Here is a 19665-nt window from a genome sequence, read left to right as displayed (position 1 = left end):
GTTTCGTCATTATAGACCAGGGTTACACATTGGTAATTCCCGCCATTGCATCGATCTAGTTTCTTACGATTAAAGAAAGCAAAACAAGAGGACAATTATGAGACGTTTTCGACATTGTGTATGCCTTGCTGCTGCTGCTGCGTTCGTCTTTGCCGGAATGATCAACGCGCAATCAACACCGCCGTTTCGTTTGCAGCAAAACTTTATGACCGGTCTTTCATCACCAATTTTGGTTACCCATGCCAAAGATGGAACGCGACGGCTTTTCGTCGTTGAGCAAGGCGGTATTATCAAGGTCGCGGCGCCGGGATCATCGACAACGTCGAATTTTATGAATATAACTACGCGGGTCCTTTCGGGCGGTGAGCGTGGTTTGCTAGGGCTCGCATTTCACCCTCAATTCGCAACGAATAGTTACTTTTTTGTTAACTACACTCGTCAGACTGACGGGGCAACGGTGATTTCGAGATTCAAGGCGACCAACGGCAATACCGTAGGTGACCCAAATAGTGAGGTTCCGCTTCTCACGATACCGCAGCCATTTTCTAATCATAATGGCGGAATGATCGAATTCGGACCCGACGGACATTTGTATATTGGTATGGGTGACGGCGGTTCGGCCAACGATCCGGGCGCGCGGTCACAGAACATCAATGAACTGCTAGGGAAGTATCTCCGGATCACTCCGAACGTAACTGACGAGAACCCAAGCCCCGCCTATACGAATCCGCCGACGAATCCTTATGTCGGAGTGGCGGGAGCAGATGAGATCTATGCCATCGGCGTACGAAATCCGTGGCGATGGTCGTTTGATCGTCAAACCGGGCAATTATGGATGGGTGATGTTGGTCAGGGACAATGGGAAGAAGCCGCTATAGTAACACTCGGCAGTAATCAAGGCTGGCGCGTTTACGAAGGAACGCAGTGCACCGGCCTCGATAATCCGTTGTGCATTCCCGGCAACTTTACGATGCCTGTTTTTCAATATGCCAACGCCGGGTCACCCCGATGTGCTATCACGGGTGGATATGTGTATCGCGGCGTCCAGAACGCGATGCCGCGTGGTGCTTATCTGTACGCGGACTATTGTACTGGCGAATTGCTTTCGTGGTTCAACAATCAGCAGAACCCATTGCTCGATACAAACCGATTGGTCACGTCATTCGGCGAAGATGAAGACGGAGAATTGTATGTTGTAGGATCGGCGAGCGGCGTCGGCGTCGTCGATAAGGTCATTGGCAGCAAGACGTCCGCAGACTTCGACGGTGATCTTAGAACTGACATCGGAGTATTCAGGCCGTCTACCGGCGTTTGGTACACCCAGAGCAGCCGAAACGGCGCCGTTGACATTATCCAATTCGGTCTGCCGGGCGACATTCCGACAGCAAAGGATTATGACGGTGACTTTGAAGCCGATATTGGAGTTTTCAGGCCGAGTACCGGAACATGGTATTTTCTGCGAAGCTCGGACAGTACATTTGGTGCGGTTCAATTTGGCAGTAACGGCGATATTCCGGCTGCGGGCGATTATGATGGAGACGGGAGATCGGATTTCACCGTATATCGGCCGTCCACAGGCGTTTGGTACTCGTTGAGAAGTCGCGACGTTTCTGTTTCGTTCGTGCTGTTCGGCCTCGATGGTGATATTCCGACGCCGGGCGATTACGATGGCGACGGCAGATTCGATATAGCGGTATGGCGACCGTCGGACGGCGTCTGGTATCGGTTGAATAGTACCAATGGCAGTTTCTTCGCGGAACGGTTTGGTTTGAGTTCCGACATCCCCACGCAGGGCGATTTTGACGGTGATCTAAAGAACGATATTGCCGTATTCAGGCCGTCCAACGGTGTTTGGTACATCAAGCAGAGCAGCACCGGCGGTATTCAGTATATTACGTGGGGTCTGAACGGTGACATACCGGCGGTCGGCGATTACGACGGCGACTTTCGCGATGACCTAGCGGTGTTCAGGCCGTCGACAGGTGTTTGGTACGTTCGCCAAAGTTCGAACGGCGCGTTGCTGGCAGCGCAGTTCGGGCTTGACGGAGATTTACCTGTTCCTAGCTACGACAAGCCTTAGACGAACCATTACTGTGTAATTACGGCGCGTCCGATGGTCAGCACATTGACCGTCGCCGCGCCGTTCTTTTTCAGGACCTTTGAGCAAGCGGAAACGGTCGCTCCCGAAGTGAAGACATCGTCGACCAAGAGTATCCTTTGTCCATCGATCAGGTTTCGACGCTTGACGCTGAATACGCCCTTTACCGTGGATTCCCGAGCCTTACGGTCCATTCCTGCACGGTGCATTGGAGTATGGACCGTACGCATCAGGCTATTTTCATCAAATGATATTCCTGCCTTATCAGCGATGATACGTGCAATTACCGCTGCCTGATTAAAGCCGCGTTCTTTGCGTCGTTTTGCCGATAACGGAACGGGAATGATCAGCGATACGGTGTCCGGATAATTATCGAAATAGACTGAAACGAGGGCCTTTTTTAGGCGACCCGCGATCGTCGGCTTGTGCTTTAGGCTGATCACGGATGCGGCTATGGCCCCGCGATAAGGCCCAAGCGACCGGGCGTGGTCGAAAAATGCATCATCACATCTGTGGCAATATGTCTCGAACAAGGGTTCAGCATCGCTCAGGAATGCGCCGCATCGGGCGCATAGTGTTTCTAATCCGGTGAAGAACCTGGTTTGCTCCCAACACCAGGAGCATACGTCTCCATCATCCATCGAGTCGACAAGACGGCTGCAAAGGGTACATTGTTGGGGATAAACGAGCGAGAGAATGGTGTTTGGAATTGATTCGAACATCAATGTCCGCGGTTCGCTAGAAGCTTCTGTTGGTCGGATGCCAAAACCGTTCTTGCATTTGTCGTTCGATTCGAACGTTCCTAAACGCGATCCAATTATGCGGTCGACTATTCTTCGTCAAGCAAGCCTTGCTCGACAAGCTCCTGACAGTTCAGGCAGTAACGGGCCCACGGAATCGCTTCGAGCCGTTTCGGATTGATAGCCTGCTCACAGTTCTGGCAGTCGCCGAACTCTTTGTCGTCGATCCTCCGAAGAGCTTCATCGATGAGTGTCAGCTGGCGGCTTTCATTTTCCGAGACGGCCAACATCACGTTCTTTGAATAATTTCTTACGGCTAGATCGACGGGATCCGGAGTTTCGGAATCATCTATCGAAAGGTCATTGCCTTTCAATTTTTCGATCAACAACTCCTTTTCGGCAAGGAGTCTTTTCTTGATTTCTTTGAGATTCAATTTGCTCATTTCTGATAAGGTAAACCGTTTAGGATCGAATATGCCCGATAAAGCTGTTCTAATATGATCACGCGTGCCATCTCGTGCGTAAACGTCAGAATCGATAAGGATAACCTAATATCGGCACGTTCGGCAACCTTCGGGGATACGCCGTCGAATCCACCTATGACGAAAGCGACCTCCTTCAGGCCCTGATCCTGCCAGCGTTTAACTTCAACGGCTAATTCGTGCGATGTGACAGTTCGGCCTCCGACATCCAACAAAACAACTAAGCTCTTTTGATTCAGAGTTTGCAGAATTCGTTTGCCTTCAATTTCGGCCGGACGTTCTGAACCGCCGTCTTTGAGTTCGGTAACCGAGGTCTTTACGAAATGCGAAAGACGCTGCAAATAATCATTTTGCAGCGCCCGCAAATTCTCATTTCTTGTTTTTCCGACCCAAATAAAAGAGAACTTCATCAATAGAGTCAGTTGTTTGGCACACCAAGGTCTTTTGGGACCACAACGACGCCGGCATCGCGCCACAGTCGCTCGAGGTCATAGAATTCGCGAGCATCTTTGTCAAAAATGTGAAAAATAAAGTCGCCGAAGTCGAGCAGCACCCATTCGCCTGAGTTGTAACCCTCAATACGAACGAGACGCGACCCAAGCTGCTTTTTGAGTTGTTCGCGAACCTCGTCAGCGATCGCCTGCACTTGTCGTTGATTAGCACCGCTCGCTATTACAAAAAACTCTGTAAAGCTGGCGATTTCGCGAAGGTCAAGCACGACGACCTCGATCGCCTTCTTTTCCAACGCACATTCGACGGCGAGTTGCACGTCGGCGTCAAGTTCGTCGAACGTAACGACCTTTTTCGCGATCTCTACCTTGACCGATTCACGTTTCAGAGATTTTTCCTGGGTTTCTTCCATTATCTATAAAGTTCGTATTTTTCAATATATTTTGCAACCTCGGTCGGCAGTTCGTTGTCGCGTTCCAGATGGCCGTCATTCAGGTCATCACGGAGAGCCGTGGCTGAGGTGTCGAAAAATGCCGCATCGGTCAGGTATATCCGAAAGCCGGGAATGTCCGTTTTTGACCTGATCCGGTCAACCTCTCGCAGATCGACGACCCGTTCGCGTACGGCGTCAGTGACGTGGTCGAGCCGAATCTCGTACCCGGGGCGCGTCACGACAATATGATCGAAATTAAGAAGCAGCGTTTCCCACTCGCGCCACGTCGTGATCTCTGCCCACGAGTCGGCACCCATTACGAAGTAGATCTTGTCTAGCGGATGGGTATTTCTCAGTTGCGGCAATGTATCGATCGTATAACGCCTCTGACCTGATTCTACTTCGATCGTGGAGACCGCGATATTCGCTTCGGATCGGGTTGCAAGGCACAACATGGCGAATCTGTGGAATGCTGATGTGGGCGGGCGTTCGGGCTTATGCGGAGCGTGATAGGCGGGTAGAAAGTAAAATTTATCGAGTTCGAATAACTTTACGATCTCACGTGCTATCGTCAAATGACCGTTATGTACCGGGTCAAACGTCCCGCCAAAGTATGCAATGCGCTTCATCTCAAAAACCGTCGTACTCGTCGAAAATTCGTCGGGCATCAGACACTGATCTACTATTACTCATCAACAAGGTCTGCCCCTGTCGTATTCCCTATAACATCCAATGCTTTGACAACTTCGAAAACCAGCTCTTTGATCCCTGTGTTTGCCACGGATGATATCGCTAAGAATTGCTTGCCATCTTGTTCGGCCCTGATCTTCAAACTTTCTAACCGCTCCGGTTCGTCGAGTGCATCGATCTTAGTTGCAACGACGATCTGTGGCCTGGCGGCCAACTCAGGATCATAGGCGGCCAATTCCGTATTTATCGTTTGGTAATCCTTTACAGGATCTCGGCCAGAGAGCGAGGAAACGTCAACCAAATGGAGGATCAATTTGGTCCGTTCAACATGACGCAAGAAACGGTCGCCTAGCCCGGCACCTGTGGAGGCGCCTTCGATCAAGCCCGGAATATCGGCGACCACAAAGGTCTTGTAGTCACCAACATCGACAACACCCAGATTTGGTTCGAGGGTCGTGAAAGGATAATCGGCGATCTTTGGTTTGGCTGCAGAGATCACGCTGATAAGTGTTGACTTTCCCGCATTCGGAAATCCGACAAGTCCGACATCTGCGATCAATTTAAGCTCTAGCTGAAGCTCTTTTTCTTCGCCGGGCCGGCCGGTATAATGGAATTTCGGAGCGCGACGCGTCGGCGTCGCGAAGTGTGCATTGCCCCAGCCGCCTTTCCCGCCTTTGGCAGCGAGGAATCGCTGTCCCGGCTCGGTAAAGTCAAAGAGAAGTTCGCTCGTTTCGACATCAAAGACCTGCGTTCCTACCGGAACTTTGACGATAGCGTCGGATCCGTCCTTACCGGAGCGGTTCGAGCCCTCACCGTGTCGACCACGTTCAGCTTTATGTTCCGGATTGTAGCGAAGATGGAGCAGCGTATTCAGACCCTCGGTAGATTCGACCCAAACGCTGCCTCCGACGCCGCCGTCGCCTCCGGAGGGACCTCCGCGAGGTACAAATTTCTCGCGCCTGAATGCCGTGACGCCATTACCGCCGTCGCCGGCCATTACTTTTATCTTAACCCGATCAAGGAACATTGTTCTTGATTGTAGGTTTTGAGGAGATGCTTAGCAAAAGTTCGATCACATCTCAGAAACAATTACACTCATTCTATCGTAGATGTTAACTTGTTAACGGTAAGTGTCGGTCCGACCAGTGTATGTCTTTCCTTGAAGCCCTCAAGCTCGCATTCGCCTCGATCCTGGCGCACAAACTGCGTTCATTTCTGACGCTTCTTGGTCTCATTTTTGGCGTTGCAACGGTGATCGTCGTCGTTTCTCTCATTGAGGGATTTAACAAGTACGTCGACGACAAGATCGCCAATATCGGTACCAATGCGTTCAGCGTTCAGCGTTTCTCGATCGACGATTATTCAAGCGTCGAAGCTCTCAATGCCGCTCGGAGGCGCAATAAAGACGTTAGCGTCGAAGATCTAATGGCACTGAAAAACCTCGGTGGCTCTGTCAAGGATGCCGGTGGTAAGTCTTCATCGATAGCCGATCTAAAGTTTGGCGACAAGACGCTCAAAAATGTCCAGATAAACGGAACGACTCCAAACATTGCAGAGATCGAGAAGACCGGGGTCGATGCCGGCAGATACCTCATCGACGCTGAAGAAGAATCGAGAAGATTTGTTTGTTTTCTCGGATCCGAGATCGCTGAGAAGCTGTTTCCTCGTGACAATCCACTCGGCAAAACGATCAAGATCGACGGCCGTACCTTCACGGTCGTTGGGGTCGGTGCGGCGCTCGGTTCGGCATTTGGGCAAAGCCGCGACATGTACGTTTCTATGCCGCTTTCGACGTTTCTGTCGATCTATGGCATACGCCGTTCGATCTCGATCTCGGTGACGTCAACAAGTCCTGAAACCTACCCAGAAGCTATCGAAGAGGCACGGACATTGATGCGCGTACGCCGGAAGCTCGAACCGTCGGAAAAGGACAATTTCGGAATCGTGACGCCGAGCGCCATAAACGAGCTTCGCGACAAGATCTTCGGTACCATTCAGGTCGTCGCCATAGGCGTGACGTCGATCTCGCTGATCGTTGGCGGCATCGTGATCATGAATATCATGCTTGTCAGCGTGACCGAGCGAACAAAGGAGATCGGTATCCGAAAAAGTATCGGAGCAAGACGCGGCGACATCTTAAAGCAGTTTCTTGCTGAATCGACAACTCTGGCTCTCTGTGGCGGGGCAATAGGGGTCGCGATCGCTTATTTGATCGCCAAGCTTGTTGCTGTCACGTTCTCGGTTCCGACAGAACTGCCGGTGGCCTGGGTGATGGTCGCGCTCTTCGTTTCAAGCAGCGTTGGATTGATCTCTGGGGTCTTTCCGGCATGGAAAGCGGCCGGACTCGATCCGATCGAAGCCTTGAGGGCAGATTAGATGAGACTTCGTCACTCAAACTTTTACGAGAACGTGCGGATGGCCTTCGACACTCTGCGTCAGCATAAGCTCCGTTCATTTTTGACAATTTTAGGAGTTGTCATAGGTACCACGACAGTGATCGTAATAGCGGCATTTGTCTCCGGGATCGACTCGCGAGTTTCCAAAGAGATCGAGGCATTTGGGACGAATTCTGTATACGCATTCAAGTTCGAACCTGGCTTCAACTTCAACCCGTCAATGGAGGAGCGAACACGAAAACCGCTACGCGAGGAGGACGCCGATGCGATCCGGTCCGAATGCAGCAGCTGCGAATTCGTCAGTCCGTTCATGTCGCCGGTTGACTTTACCGCAGGGCCTTTTACCGAAAGGGTCAACATTCGAAACAAAGAGATCGAGATGACCAACGCGACCGTGCAGGGAGCCGCAGCCGACTATTTCCGCATGGGCGTCTCACATCTCAGGGAAGGGCGCTATTTCACGTCCGAGGAAGAGCAAAGGCGAGCCGAAGTTGCCGTGATAGGTATCGACATCGCCAACACCTTGTTTCCTTTTTCGAACGCCCTGGACCAGCAGATCCAGATCGAAGGCCGCAATTACCGCGTGATCGGGGTGCTGCAGGAGCGCGAGATATTTCTCGTCGGTTCGGAGGATCCGAACAATGAGAATAAGGCTGTTTATCTGCCATTCAAGACGATCAAACAGCTTTATCCGGCAAACGAAGACTGCTTCATTATGGCAACCGCCAAGCCCGGTCGACTGAACGAGGCTCTGGAGGAAATACGTTTGATCTTAAGGCGGCAGAGACAAGTCCCATCCGGTAAACCGGACAATTTCGGGGTCCAAACCTCGGACGAGATCGTAAAACAGTTCGGAGCAATAACGAGCGGGATATTTATTCTGATGGTCGCGATCTCGAGTGTTGGTCTGTTGATCGGCGGGATCGGCGTAATGAATGTGATGCTCGTGTCAGTCACCGAACGGACAAAAGAGATCGGTGTCCGAAAAGCGATCGGAGCTCGTAAAGCAGACATCATCACGCAGTTCCTTATTGAGGCTGTAACGTTAACGGCATTTGGCGGAGTGCTCGGAATTCTACTTGGCGTCGGGCTTTCGCTGCTGATCCAGGTCATCTTGCCGACCTACATTCCATTGTGGGCGCCATTCGTTGGTTTTGGCGTATCGGTCAGCATCGGGTTGGTCTTCGGATTACTTCCGGCATGGAAGGCCGCCCGACTGGACCCGATCGACGCACTTAGACACGAATAGACAAACAAAAGCGTCGTTCCAATCTCTTGAAACGACGCTTTCGTGTTCCTATCCTGGCACCGAAGTGCCTTGAAAGGCTGGCCGCTTTCCCATGTACACGGTCAAGCTGCCGATTTTGTATCCCGAAGACGCTCTGCGGGGAGCTTTATCTCCGGTCAGCATCCTTCCTGTTTACACATTCCGTCGCACTCGAAGTGCCAGATGCCGTTAGGTTTTTTTTGTGGTGGCTTTTCCTCCACCGCCGGTTACGTTCCCGGCAACGAGGCTCGACATCTTTCGATGCGAGCGGCCTTGCACTCATTCGGCTGATCAGGTCCGAGGAGCGTCACTCGTTTTTATCCGAGCGACTCGATCGATCTTTCGACCGACCTAGCAAGCCTTTCGGCTTCGACTCCAGGCGTTCGTGACAGCGGCTTTCCGCTCCTACTGTCCGCGAACGATACGTCACCGTATCCGTTCCACCTCCCGGTGTCGGTCAAAATGCCCGTAAGCAATTTCGACTATGACGCTATCTTACACCCGATTTTTTTGATGTCAACTAGAAAGTGCTTTAACTATTCCCAGGTCAAAGTAAGACCAGTTGTGGAAAAGTTTGCGGTTAACTTGTGGAAAAAAATGTGGAAAAGTATCGCCGATCGTTCCGGGAACACCTAATTCTAGCGACTGGTCGAGATCGCCGATATTCGATCTGAGCAAGCGACGTTCCATTAGCCTGTGGAAAACAGAAAAAAAAACAGCGAAAAAAAATGTTGAAGCTGCAAAAAGCGACTGTATTTGCCAAAGTTTTGCGATATTTTGATTGACTCAACAGACTTTTTTCCCGGAAACTGAAAGTCCTAAAGCCTAAAGCCTAAAGCCTAAAGCCTAAAGCCTAAAGCCTAAAGCCTAAAGCCTAAAGCCTAAAGCCTAAAGCCTAAAGCCTAAAGCCTAAAGCCTAAAGCCTAAAGCGTGAACGCTGCCGATGATGATGGAGAACGATTTTCGAATTTGATCGTCCTGAAAATGCGTGGGGTTGCCTTTTTCGACCGGCGAAGTCCATTACTGACTCCGCAGATACCTCGATCGAATCGGCATTAGTTCGAACGGTTGCAAAGCGAATTCAAGAATGGATACCAAATGGCAATTGAATGACTAAACCCGAGATATCCTCATACGCATCCAGTCGCCTGACGAAAGCGTCGGTGCGGGCCACGCCGCGTCGTTGGCCGTAGTTGAAAATAAGGAAGTCAAACAATAGAACCTATGTGCAAAAAAAAAGCACACGTGCTATCACGTGTGCCCTTTGATCGATTTGGCTGATCACTAAACGGCTTTAGCGGCCAACTCAGCCGCACCTTCGGCGTAGACGCTAATGAACTTGCCCCGACGCCCTTTGTCCTCGAACTTCACAAAGCCTTCGATCAACGAGAAAAGGGTATCGTCCTTTCCACGGCCGACATTGTTGCCCGGCTTCCACTTTGTGCCGCGTTGACGCGCCAGGATATTTCCGCCGAGTACGTGCTCGCCGCCAAATTTCTTCAATCCAAGCCGCTGTGCGTTTGAGTCGCGGCCGTTTCGAGATGAACCAACGCCTTTCTTATGTGCCATATCTCAATTGTGCATCCTTAAAACGCGGGTCTTAATTCAAAAGACCTTGAGCGTTCTCCAAGAATCAAACCCCTCAATTAGATCTTTTCTATCTTGATCTCAGTAAATCCCTGACGGTGGCCTTGCTTTCGTTTGTATTGCTTTCGCCGTTTTTTCTTGAAAACAATGACCTTTTCACCGCGACCGTGGCCGACGACAGTTGCAGAAACCTTTCCTGAGCCGATCTTGGCCTTCGCCCCTTCGCCAAGGACCAACGCTTCAAGTTCGACCTTGCTTCCCTGATCGCCGGAGATCGAGGGAACGCGGAGTACTTGTCCTTCTTCGACCGGGAACTGTTTTCCGCCGGTTCTGATTATTGCGTAACTCATTTTGTGATTTTCTCCATCAACCAGTCGACTCCTCGCAAGGGCCAACCGAAAAACTTAGATTTTAGCTAAACTTTGCCGATTCGTCAATCCTGACCGGCCGGTTAGAGAAATGCCGCTGCATCGAATTGGTTTTGTGGTATTATCGGGGCGCAACAACCAAATGAAAACGGAGGCTTAAACAATGGAAAACATTGAACGGCAGACCATCCAATATTCGCCGGGAGAAGCAAAATCCGGCGGCGCTCATTGGTTTTACTGGCTCGCAGTGGCGTCGATCATCAACTCGCTGATCGTGTTTTTTTTCAATACGCCCAATTCGATGGTTGCCTTTGGCATAACTCGCTGGTTGGACGGAACTTCTGGTGGTTTGACCGCCGAAGGTGTTGTGCCGCCTATGCTTGCCTCGGCTCTCGCGATCAACGTCCTGATCGCATTAGGGTTTGCGGCATTCGGAGTTTTTGCCGCGCGCGGCAGTGATGTGGCGTTTGTTCTTGGGATCTTTCTTTACGTTATCGACTCGATGCTGGTCATCGGCCTGCGGGATTTTTTCGGATTCGGCTTTCACCTTGTTGGCCTCTACTTCCTGATCCGAGGCCTTTTGGCAAGCAGGCATCTGCGTGAGAATGCAACGACGATCTAGCGATCTAAGCTATCGACGGATCCTTAACGACACCGATAAATGGTAAGTTGCGATAACGTCCGGCCGCATCAAGCCCATAGCCGACGACAAAGCGGTTTTCGACGACGAAGCCGGTGTAATCGATCTTAAGATCGGTCTTTATTCTCGGCTCGGGCTTATCGAGAAACGTTATCAAACGGATCGAGTTTGCGCCTCGCGACCCTAAGATCTCCAGAAGGCGGGTCAGCGTCAATCCCGTGTCGACTATGTCTTCGACAACAAGAACGTCCTTTCCGCGGATCGGGTTGCCAAGGTCTTTTGTGATCTCGACATCGCCGGTCGAGGTCGTTCCGTCCTTGTAGCTCGAGACCGACATGAAGTCTATCGAAAGCGGCAGGTCGATCGCCCTCATAAGGTCCGCAAGAAATACGCATGAGCCTTTGAGCACGCCGACCAGGACGAGATCTCGGTTACGGTAATCGGCCGTTATTTGTTCGCCGAGTTCGCGGATCCTGTTTTCGATGACATCGGCCGAGTACAAAACCTCCAGATTCGGATTTGTAAACTCCGAGAACGTTACTGCCGTTGTTTCAACAGACATATATTTGCGTGTTTGAATAGAGAGGATTTTAGCAATACTATTCAACTATCGACTTTGTGGCAAGCCCGGTGAGCGCCGCAACCCATTTCTACTTATGGCCACAATTGATCCAGAAATGCGAGATCGGGTAAAGGCCCTGGTACGTCAGGTGTTGGAATCGGTTCCGCAAGATGAAAGAACGCACTCGGAAAATGCCGATCAGGTCTACCCGACGCACGTGTTGGTCCGTTCAATGGCCGCAAGTCGTGAGCGAGAATATGATCGCGACGAATCGTCGAAGTCGCTGATAACGGAAGACGACCTTCGCGGACTCGAAACCGGAGCGCGCTTGCGGATCTCAGAAGGAGCCCGGTTCACTGCACTCGCAAACGATATTGTAAATGACAAACAGATCATTCTGATCAAAAAGGAAGGTCGAGAATCTAAACTCAAGGTCAGCTCAGCAGCGATCGGAGCAGATCACGGCGGATTTCAGCTTAAAGAAAAGCTGAGCTCCTTTTTAAGCGACCTCGGAGTTCGAGTTCGCGATTTCGGGACCGATTCCGAGGATGCGGTTGACTATCCGGATATCGCACATGCCGTCGCATCGGCCGTCGGATCAGGTCACGTGGACGTGGGCATCATTATCGATGGTGCCGGAATCGGTAGTGCGATCGCGGCCAACAAGGTGCCCGGTGTGCGTGCCGCCGCCTGCTATTCGGAAGCACTGGCTTCGAACTCGCGCGAGCATAACGGCGCAAACGTAATTACTCTCGGGAGCGGACAGACGTCGTTCGAAGATGCAAAGGCGATCTTGACCAGGTTCCTCTCGACAGAGATCTCAGAGGAACGACACAAGCGCCGTGTCGCGAAGATCACGGATATTGATCGACAATATCGAAGGTAACGGTACAAATTCGGAGCTTAAGACGTGCAGAACGGAAAATACGATCAGTTGGTAGATCAAATTACAGACCTCGTGCTGGCTAGGCTCGGAGGTGACGAGTATTGCCCGACATTCTGCCGAGCGGATGTCGAGCGCATCGTCGACGCCGGAGCCGAGCGGATCGGGATAATCCTCGGCGAAACGGCAACTGCACACGATTGGGCAAGCCTTATCGATCATACGCTTCTGAAACCCGAAGCCGCAGAGTCAGATATTCGTAAACTGTGCGCCGAAGCAGCTCAGTTCGGATTTGCATCGGTATGCGTGAATCCTGTTTGGGTGAAATTCGCGGCCGAGCTTTTAAGGTCATCGTCGGTACCGGTGTGCACCGTGATCGGATTTCCACTAGGTGCAACGCTGCCCGACGTCAAAGCATATGAAGCCCGCCGGGCAATATTCAACGGCGCCCGTGAGGTCGATATGGTGATCAACATCGGTGCTTTGAAATCGGGAGACGATTGCGCCGTTGAGGACGATATCCGAGCCGTAGCCGAGGCGGCTCATGAAAACGGAGTTCTGTGTAAGGTGATCATTGAGACAGCGCTTTTGACCGACGAAGAAAAGGTTCGGGCCTGTATTGCTTCAAAAAACGCCGGCGCCGATTTTGTGAAAACGTCCACCGGATTCTCGAAAGGCGGAGCCACGGTCGACGATGTGGCATTGATGCGGCGTACGGTCGGTTCTGCACTAGGCGTCAAGGCGTCAGGCGGCGTGAAGGGAATTGATGACGCAAGGGCAATGTTCGAAGCCGGAGCAACGCGTATCGGTGCGAGTGTCGGAGTAAAGATCGCGCAGGAAGCGAGCGGGGTCGCATCGACGATCACCGCCGGAACATACTAATAAGAAAAGGCACCCGGAAGCGGATGCCTTCAATGACCACGAACTCATACGGTCCTACTGTTGTTCGCCTGCCTTCAAACTGAAATTGTAGACGATGATGCCCTTCGCTTTGATCGGCTGGTTGTTGAACAATGCCGGGCGAAACCTTGATTTCTGAGCGGCGGTTTCAGCTGCACTTCGAAGCATTTGATGACCGGTCGTTGCCTTGGCCGAGGTGACCTCGCCTTTTTCATTCAGCTCCAACTCGACAGTCACCTTGCCTTCGATCATCGATCTTTGGGCGATCTGCGAATAGACCGGTGTTACCATTCGTGTCGCGTTTGAAGCGTTGAGCGTCCCGAGATTCACGAACTCAGGGGCCGGTTCGACGACCGGCGCGGCGGCGGCTTCCTTCCGCCGTTTTTCTGCTTCTGCCGCTGCAATGGCATCTTCGATACGTTTGATGCCGGCTCGTGCTTCGTCATTCTTAGTGTCGAGTTCCAGAGCCTTACGGTAGTCGGCGACCGCCTTGGTCGGATCGCCGATCCTTTCAAATGTCATACCGCGATTGACGTATGCCGCCGAGTCATTCGGACTCAGTTCCAGAGCTCGATCATAATCAGCAACAGCACGGTCGTAGGATTTCAGGTTGAAATGCGTTCGTGCCCTGGCGATGAAGATCGCCGGAACATCCGATCGCATTTCGGCGGCCCGGTTGTAATCGCTAAGTGCGGCTGTGTAATCACCCTTGGTCGCATTCGCGTCGCCGCGCTGCTGATAAAACCCAAAATCGGGCGGGGTCGGGGTCGGAGACGGCGTCGGTTCAGGGGTGGGCACGGGCTTGACCGGAAGGCTCTTTTCACGGATCGCATTCAACAGCTCGGGCGATGCACCCGTTGCTGCGAGTTCTTTCGCGATCTCGACCGTGTAAACGAACGTGACTCCTCGTTCTCTTATAGCCTCAGTTAGGATGCGGTTGCGTTCGGGAAGGGTCACCTTCTGTGAACGAAGCCCGATCAACAGGTCGGCCAGGCTGAGTTGCGGCGCTTGCGCGAACAACGAGGTCGAGAGAAGTACGAAAAGAACGACGCCAAGTAATGAGGTCGGCCGATGGAGAGGTGTTTTGGAGGGGGTTTTTCTAAGTGTCATGGCATTTCACCGGATAGCGGATTCATGGGGCGTCAAAGCCGTTTTGACGGATTCCGAATTACTTAATTGTCACGGATGAGATCATCGACCGTGACGGCTTTCTTAGGTGTCGCGGGTTTGGCTGCAGGATCTTGGACGGGCTTTTTCGATCGTGGCGGTGTCGGTTGTGCGGCCTTTCTCGTTGGTGCCGCTTCCTCGACCAGCTGTTGTTGGGTCGTGATGTCGTCAGTGATAGTCGGCGTAGAAGTTACAGGTTCAGCGGCCGGTTGTTCGATCGGTGTCGTCACTTGCTGTGGCTGCGAGGCTTCGAGCTGCTTGATGATTTCCGCGGGGACATCATTCTCAGGTTCTGCCGAACCAGACAGCATCAAATAGCCGCCGAGACCGACCATTACAAGCACGGCTGCAGCGACTCCGGCGATCACCGGCATCGGGAGAGAGAAACTACCTGAATATCTTCCCGCAGGCTCGTCATAGGAAAAATATTCGGCTTCAGAATGGTCATGCGCATATACCGAGTTGCCAACCGCCGTTTCAGGCTGCATTTGCAGGTGTGGATCGAACGCAGCGGCGGCAACCTCTTCGTCATGCGTCTCAACGGTCGGTTCCGGCTCCTCGAAAAGGTAAGATTCGTCGTCAGCAGGCTCAGGAGTCGCCGCGGTGGCAGCAACCTGCACCGCTTCGAAACTTGGAGCCTGGCCAGATTCCGTAAGGACTTCTTCTTCGACAACATCGAATGTCTCTGTTTCAAAACTAACACTCTCAACCTCAGGAGCATGAGGGTCTGCCGCAATAGCCGACGACTCAGACTCCGGTTCAGCGGCGGTCTCGATAAGCACTTCTTCCATCGGGCCATCGGAATAGCTCTCGATCTGGGAATCACTAAAGGACGTTGATTCCACATCGCTTCGGGTAGCCTCAAATGCGACCTTATCGGGAATGGCAGGTATGACCGGTTTGGTGGCAGGCTTTTCTAGGGGAATTGGAATCTCGAGATGCGAATGGACCGATTCGTCGGGGGCTGCAGCTGCCGCTAATGGCTGCGGAAGCTCGAGAATATCGAGTTCGAAATCGTTAGTTGATGCCGCTGCAGCAGACGCGGCGGCCTCAGCAGCTCGTGCCTCTTTCTCACGAAGCAGTTTTTCAGCCTCGGCAGCACGCTGTTCGGCCAGCAATCGCTGTTCTTCGGCCTCACGAAGCCTTTGCTCGAGGATCGCCGCACGCCTTGCTTCTTCAGCCTCAGCTTCCTTTTTCTTTTGCTCAAGCGGGTTCCGGCCGGTGAGATTCCGCGTCTCTCCGGCCGCCTTTATCGCTTCGAGTGCTTCGCGTTCTTCTTTCGCGTCTTCAAGCGTCTCGCGTTCTTTTGCCCGGATCATTGCCGTTCGTAGTATCTGACGCAGGATCGCTGCGGAATCGAACCGATCCTCGCGCTTCACTTCCATCGACTTCATGATGACGTCCGAAACCTCAGGTGGTATCGCTGCCCGAAGTTCGTGCGGGGATGTCAATGGGTCGTGGTTGCCCTCGAGCATCTCGATCGATCGTTCTAAAGCGTCGACGGGTTTGCGGCCGGTCAATAGATGATAGACGGTCGCACCGAATGAATAGATATCACTTCGCGAATCCAGCGGCTCATGCAGACTCCTTGCCGAACGCTCGTCGTAACTGTTCGTGATGACTTTCTGCGATGCAGGATCGAGATCCTCCCAGATCTGTTCAAGCGGCGAGTAGCTGATCTCGTCCTTTTGGGTATCAGCAGTGATGTTCGTGCTGATCTTTGTGTCGGATCCGTCAGCAAGGCCGAACGCAAGCAGCTTGATCCGTCCTTCGGCCGTTAACTTTATATGATTGGGCCGTATGTTCTTATGGATTATCGGCGGATTGAATTTGTGGAGATAATGAAGTCCGTCGAGCAGCTGGTCCGCCCATGCAAGGACCTCGCTTAGTTCGAAACGGTTGTTTGGCTGCGAGAGAAGGTCAGAAAGTTCCTGTCCATCGAGAGCTTCCATGACCAGATACTGACGTCCTATCTCTGAAAAGAAATCGTGCACGTGGAGCAATGAATCGTGCTTGATCTCAGTGAGCAGCTTTGCCTGATTCGCAAATGTCGTTCTTAGCTGTTCCTGCTGGGAGGAGGTCAATACGCGGTTGAGGCGAACGACGATCTCTTTGACCAACACATTCGTGTTCCGAACGGTGTCATAAGCATCATAAACCGTACCCTGTCCGCTAGATGCGAACTGGTGGTTGATCCGATATCGTCCTTCCTGTAAAAGTTGGTTCGTGGCGGGCATAATTGAATGTGTGAAGACGCGAGGGTAGGCGAACTGCCAAAAAGATTATAGCGCAATTCGTTCAGAATGGAAGAAAAATGTTGGCAAACTATCAACAATTTTTATCATCAGGACCGTTAGCGGGCAAATTCCACGTCTTTCGATCGAAAATCAGGTTGATCCGGAGCATCCGGCCGAAGTGATCAGGTCGTATCTCCCGAATTATCGTAAATGCCGATGTTTATCGGTCTCAAGCTTTCGTAAGCGCTTTTCTGGAACACGTATTGTGCTGACCAGGCTAATATTGCTGCTTTGTTGTTGGAATAAAAGTACGAGGTAAAGCGATCATAAGGAAACCAGTTGTATCTGTTTGACGAAAGCAACTTTATGGGGAACAATGCGAAAGCACCGAAGATACCATCGAGCGAGATCACTCCGGAGTCAACCTACCTAAATCGTCGAAATTTTATGCGGGCCGGGCTTCTCGCCGGTACTGCGGCGGCAACTGGTGTTGGCTATCGGATTTTCAATCCAAGCCCGTCCGCCGAGGTTCTTACCGCCCCGATCGAGAATATTGCAGCGTCCGGATCGAACGGCAGATCGGATAAGCCGAACACATTCGAAGAGATCACAAATTACAACAACTTCTACGAGTTTTCGACCAGCAAAACAGCGGTCGCTCGCGCTGCAGCGGGTTTTGTCACGCGGCCATGGACCGTCGAAGTTGACGGGCTTGTCCAGAATCCCAGAACCTATGACATCGATGAACTAATGCGATTTCAGCAGGAAGAGAGGGTTTACCGCTTTCGATGTGTTGAGGCGTGGTCGATGGTGATTCCGTGGGTCGGATTCTCGCTTGGAGACCTATTGAAGAAGGCAGAACCGCTCAGCTCGGCGAAATATGTGGCGTTTCAAACACATTATGACCCCGAGGTGATGCAGTCATCGTTTTCAGCCGGAATCGACTTTCCCTATGTTGAGGGGTTGCGTCTTGATGAAGCACTGCATCCCTTGACGATCCTGGCCACCGGACTATATGGCAAGCAAATGCCAAATCAGAACGGAGCACCGATACGCTTGGTAGTCCCTTGGAAATATGGTTTCAAAAGCATCAAATCGGTCGTAAAGATAACGCTGACCGAAGAAGAGCCGCCGACGACCTGGAACATAGCCGGACCCAGCGAATACGGATTCTATTCGAATGTGAATCCGGAGGTCGATCATCCACGTTGGTCGCAGGCGACCGAAAGGCGAATAGGGGAACTCTCAATGCGTAAGACCCTTATGTTCAATGGTTATACCGACGAGGTCGCGTCGATGTATAGCGGAATGGACCTCCGAAAGTTCTTCTAAAGTGCACGACGCAAAATTCAACAAAATAATCTTATCTGTAAATGCATTGATCCCATTGGCATTACTGGGCTATGACGGGTTTCGCGGCCAGTTGGGTGCAAACCCTATCGAATATTTTCTGCGAACGACCGGTGTGCTCACGCTTGTTTTCCTTCTGATAACACTGTCTGTGACGCCTGTCCGAAAAATATTCGATTGGAACGGGGCAGTTAAGTATCGTCGAATGTTAGGCCTGTATGCTTTCTTTTACGGGGTGCTTCATCTTGTGACGTACAGCGTATTTGACAAGAGCATCGATCTGATCGCGATCGTGGGCGACGTATGGCAACGGCCGTTCATCGCCGTCGGGATGCTCGCATTTCTTCTGATGGTGCCCTTGGCGGTAACATCAACGAACGGGATGATCAAGCGATTGGGCGGGAAAAACTGGGCAAAGCTGCATAAATTGAGTTATCTGATCGCCACGCTCGGGGTGATCCACTTCTGGATGATCGTCAAATCTGACATTTTCTATCCAGCTCTTTTTGCATTGGTCCTGACGGTCCTTCTCGGCTATCGAGTGATCAAGTTCATTTCGAAGCCAAATGCCCAAAAGCTGAGAGATCAAACGGCTGTCGATCTGCGGCCCGAGTGAATCTTCCGACGAAAATCGTTCCCGCTTACCTCGACGGTCCGACACATTTCGTAAAGTCTCGACCGCAGCCTTACGCCAATCCGATCTTCGAGCGTCTCTTCCCGATCGGTAGGCCGGGTGTCTAAGTAGTTCGTTGTGAAAATCGTAAATTTGTTGTCGTTGTACCGCGTGTTAATGATATGGGCCATCGTATCTTTGACCCAATCAGTCGGTTTCGACGCACCAAGTTCGTCCAAAACAAGTATCTCGGCGTTCAGCACCGGAGCGAGGACACCAAGCTCAGAGGTATGCGTGTTCGAGTTGTATGAATCCTGGATCTCCTTTAGAAGAGCGCCGAACTCGTAAAAGAGACACGAAAACCCGCGTTCGGTAAGGCCTTTCAAGATCGAAACGGCCAAATGGGTCTTGCCTACCCCGACGTTTCCCATTATCAATAATCCACGGTCGACCGCAGGGTATTCCTGCGTGAACTGCATGGCAAATCTCGCCGCTTCCGCCTGTGATGGATGCTCGGGCTTGAAGCTGTTGAAGTGGCACGAAAGATAGCGGCGCGGCACACGAACTTTTTCGAACGGATTAGTTTCGTTCTGTCGCTTCTGACAGTCGCAGATCCGAGCTCCTTTGCCCGGCACGACCTCCATCCCGGACCCATTACATCGTTGGCACACAGATGGGTCTTCTGAACCGCTAAGACCCTGTCCCGGATCGAGAAGTACAGGTTCTGAGTGGGACACTACGGCAAAATTGTGTTTCTTCGGGTTCACCTTGGACATATCGTCGAACTCGCAGCTCACTGAAC

At 51.9% G+C, this 19665-nt stretch carries 20 protein-coding genes; 8 read left to right on the top strand and 12 right to left on the bottom strand.

All coding sequences use genetic code 11. The features are described from left to right. Positions 1-97: 97 nt before the first annotated feature. On the top strand, positions 98-2080 hold the full coding sequence (locus IPM28_06280; protein ID MBK9172597.1) for a PQQ-dependent sugar dehydrogenase: 1983 nt from the start codon (positions 98-100) through the stop codon (positions 2078-2080). Between the two features lie 8 nt (positions 2081-2088). Here the strand turns inward: IPM28_06280 and IPM28_06275 are convergent, their stop codons facing one another. From IPM28_06275 to obgE, 6 genes are all read right to left on the bottom strand, one after another. Further along, complete coding sequence (locus IPM28_06275; protein MBK9172596.1) at positions 2089-2820, bottom strand: ComF family protein; 732 nt, start codon at positions 2818-2820, stop codon at positions 2089-2091. Between the two features lie 107 nt (positions 2821-2927). Next, on the bottom strand, positions 2928-3281 hold the full coding sequence (locus tag IPM28_06270) for a TraR/DksA family transcriptional regulator (protein ID MBK9172595.1): 354 nt from the start codon (positions 3279-3281) through the stop codon (positions 2928-2930). Next, on the bottom strand, positions 3278-3730 hold the full coding sequence (locus IPM28_06265; GenBank protein MBK9172594.1) for a 23S rRNA (pseudouridine(1915)-N(3))-methyltransferase RlmH: 453 nt from the start codon (positions 3728-3730) through the stop codon (positions 3278-3280). The genes IPM28_06270 and IPM28_06265 overlap by 4 nt, the downstream gene beginning before the upstream one ends. An 8-nt stretch (positions 3731-3738) precedes the next feature. Beyond that, positions 3739-4182, bottom strand: coding sequence for a ribosome silencing factor (gene rsfS / locus IPM28_06260; GenBank protein ID MBK9172593.1), 444 nt, complete (start codon positions 4180-4182; stop codon positions 3739-3741). Beyond that, positions 4182-4871, bottom strand: a complete 690-nt coding sequence (nadD, locus tag IPM28_06255; protein MBK9172592.1) for a nicotinate (nicotinamide) nucleotide adenylyltransferase — start codon at positions 4869-4871, stop codon at positions 4182-4184. Before nadD ends, rsfS begins: the two co-directional genes overlap by 1 nt. A 17-nt stretch (positions 4872-4888) precedes the next feature. After that, a complete protein-coding gene (gene obgE / locus IPM28_06250; GenBank protein ID MBK9172591.1) occupies positions 4889-5920 on the bottom strand; it encodes a GTPase ObgE in 1032 nt (343 codons plus the stop codon). A gap of 122 nt (positions 5921-6042) precedes the next feature. Here obgE and IPM28_06245 point away from each other — a divergent pair, with 122 nt between their 5' ends. Continuing rightward, a complete protein-coding gene (locus tag IPM28_06245; protein MBK9172590.1) occupies positions 6043-7269 on the top strand; it encodes an ABC transporter permease in 1227 nt (408 codons plus the stop codon). Positions 7270-7308: 39 nt separating this feature from the next. Then, the gene (locus IPM28_06240) at positions 7309-8538 is read left to right on the top strand and encodes an ABC transporter permease (protein MBK9172589.1); all 1230 of its coding nucleotides are present in this window, start codon (positions 7309-7311) and stop codon (positions 8536-8538) included. A 1302-nt stretch (positions 8539-9840) separates the two neighbouring features. Here IPM28_06240 and rpmA read toward each other — a convergent pair. Together rpmA and rplU are read right to left on the bottom strand one after the other, a co-directional pair. Then, a complete protein-coding gene (gene rpmA, locus IPM28_06235) occupies positions 9841-10125 on the bottom strand; it encodes a 50S ribosomal protein L27 (protein ID MBK9172588.1) in 285 nt (94 codons plus the stop codon). Positions 10126-10202: 77 nt separating this feature from the next. After that, entirely contained in the window at positions 10203-10493 is a 291-nt protein-coding gene (gene rplU / locus IPM28_06230) for a 50S ribosomal protein L21 (GenBank protein ID MBK9172587.1), read from the bottom strand. Positions 10494-10674: 181 nt separating this feature from the next. Here rplU and IPM28_06225 point away from each other — a divergent pair, with 181 nt between their 5' ends. Further along, a complete protein-coding gene (locus IPM28_06225; protein ID MBK9172586.1) occupies positions 10675-11133 on the top strand; it encodes a hypothetical protein in 459 nt (152 codons plus the stop codon). 4 nt (positions 11134-11137) lie between these two features. On the opposite strand, the gene hpt is transcribed toward IPM28_06225, so the two are convergent. After that, entirely contained in the window at positions 11138-11713 is a 576-nt protein-coding gene (gene hpt, locus IPM28_06220; protein ID MBK9172585.1) for a hypoxanthine phosphoribosyltransferase, read from the bottom strand. 232 nt (positions 11714-11945) lie between these two features. Between hpt and IPM28_06215 the strand changes: the two genes are divergently transcribed. Further along, positions 11946-12599: an RpiB/LacA/LacB family sugar-phosphate isomerase gene (locus tag IPM28_06215; protein ID MBK9172584.1), complete on the top strand. Its 654-nt coding sequence runs from the start codon at positions 11946-11948 to the stop codon at positions 12597-12599. A gap of 168 nt (positions 12600-12767) precedes the next feature. Beyond that, complete coding sequence (deoC, locus tag IPM28_06210) at positions 12768-13478, top strand: deoxyribose-phosphate aldolase (GenBank protein MBK9172583.1); 711 nt, start codon at positions 12768-12770, stop codon at positions 13476-13478. A gap of 54 nt (positions 13479-13532) precedes the next feature. Here deoC and IPM28_06205 read toward each other — a convergent pair whose 3' ends face one another. Continuing rightward, the gene (locus IPM28_06205; GenBank protein ID MBK9172582.1) at positions 13533-14606 is read right to left on the bottom strand and encodes a TonB family protein; all 1074 of its coding nucleotides are present in this window, start codon (positions 14604-14606) and stop codon (positions 13533-13535) included. Positions 14607-14668: 62 nt separating this feature from the next. Beyond that, positions 14669-16900: a serine/threonine protein kinase gene (locus IPM28_06200; protein MBK9172581.1), complete on the bottom strand. Its 2232-nt coding sequence runs from the start codon at positions 16898-16900 to the stop codon at positions 14669-14671. Between the two features lie 366 nt (positions 16901-17266). On the opposite strand from IPM28_06200, the gene msrP reads away from it, so the two are divergent. After that, a complete protein-coding gene (gene msrP, locus IPM28_06195) occupies positions 17267-18232 on the top strand; it encodes a protein-methionine-sulfoxide reductase catalytic subunit MsrP (protein MBK9172580.1) in 966 nt (321 codons plus the stop codon). 1 nt (position 18233) lies between these two features. After that, positions 18234-18866, top strand: coding sequence for a sulfoxide reductase heme-binding subunit YedZ (locus tag IPM28_06190; GenBank protein ID MBK9172579.1), 633 nt, complete (start codon positions 18234-18236; stop codon positions 18864-18866). On the opposite strand, the gene IPM28_06185 is transcribed toward IPM28_06190, so the two are convergent. Beyond that, positions 18836-19507, bottom strand: a complete 672-nt coding sequence (locus tag IPM28_06185) for an ATP-binding protein (protein ID MBK9172578.1) — start codon at positions 19505-19507, stop codon at positions 18836-18838. The two genes, IPM28_06190 and IPM28_06185, sit on opposite strands and share 31 nt — an antisense overlap. Between the last annotated feature and the right edge of the window lie 158 nt (positions 19508-19665).

Origin of the sequence: Chloracidobacterium sp., assembly GCA_016716305.1 — a bacterium.
In the GTDB taxonomy this organism is placed as follows: domain Bacteria; phylum Acidobacteriota; class Blastocatellia; order Pyrinomonadales; family Pyrinomonadaceae; genus OLB17.
This window is presented reverse-complemented; position numbering and strand designations above follow the sequence as displayed.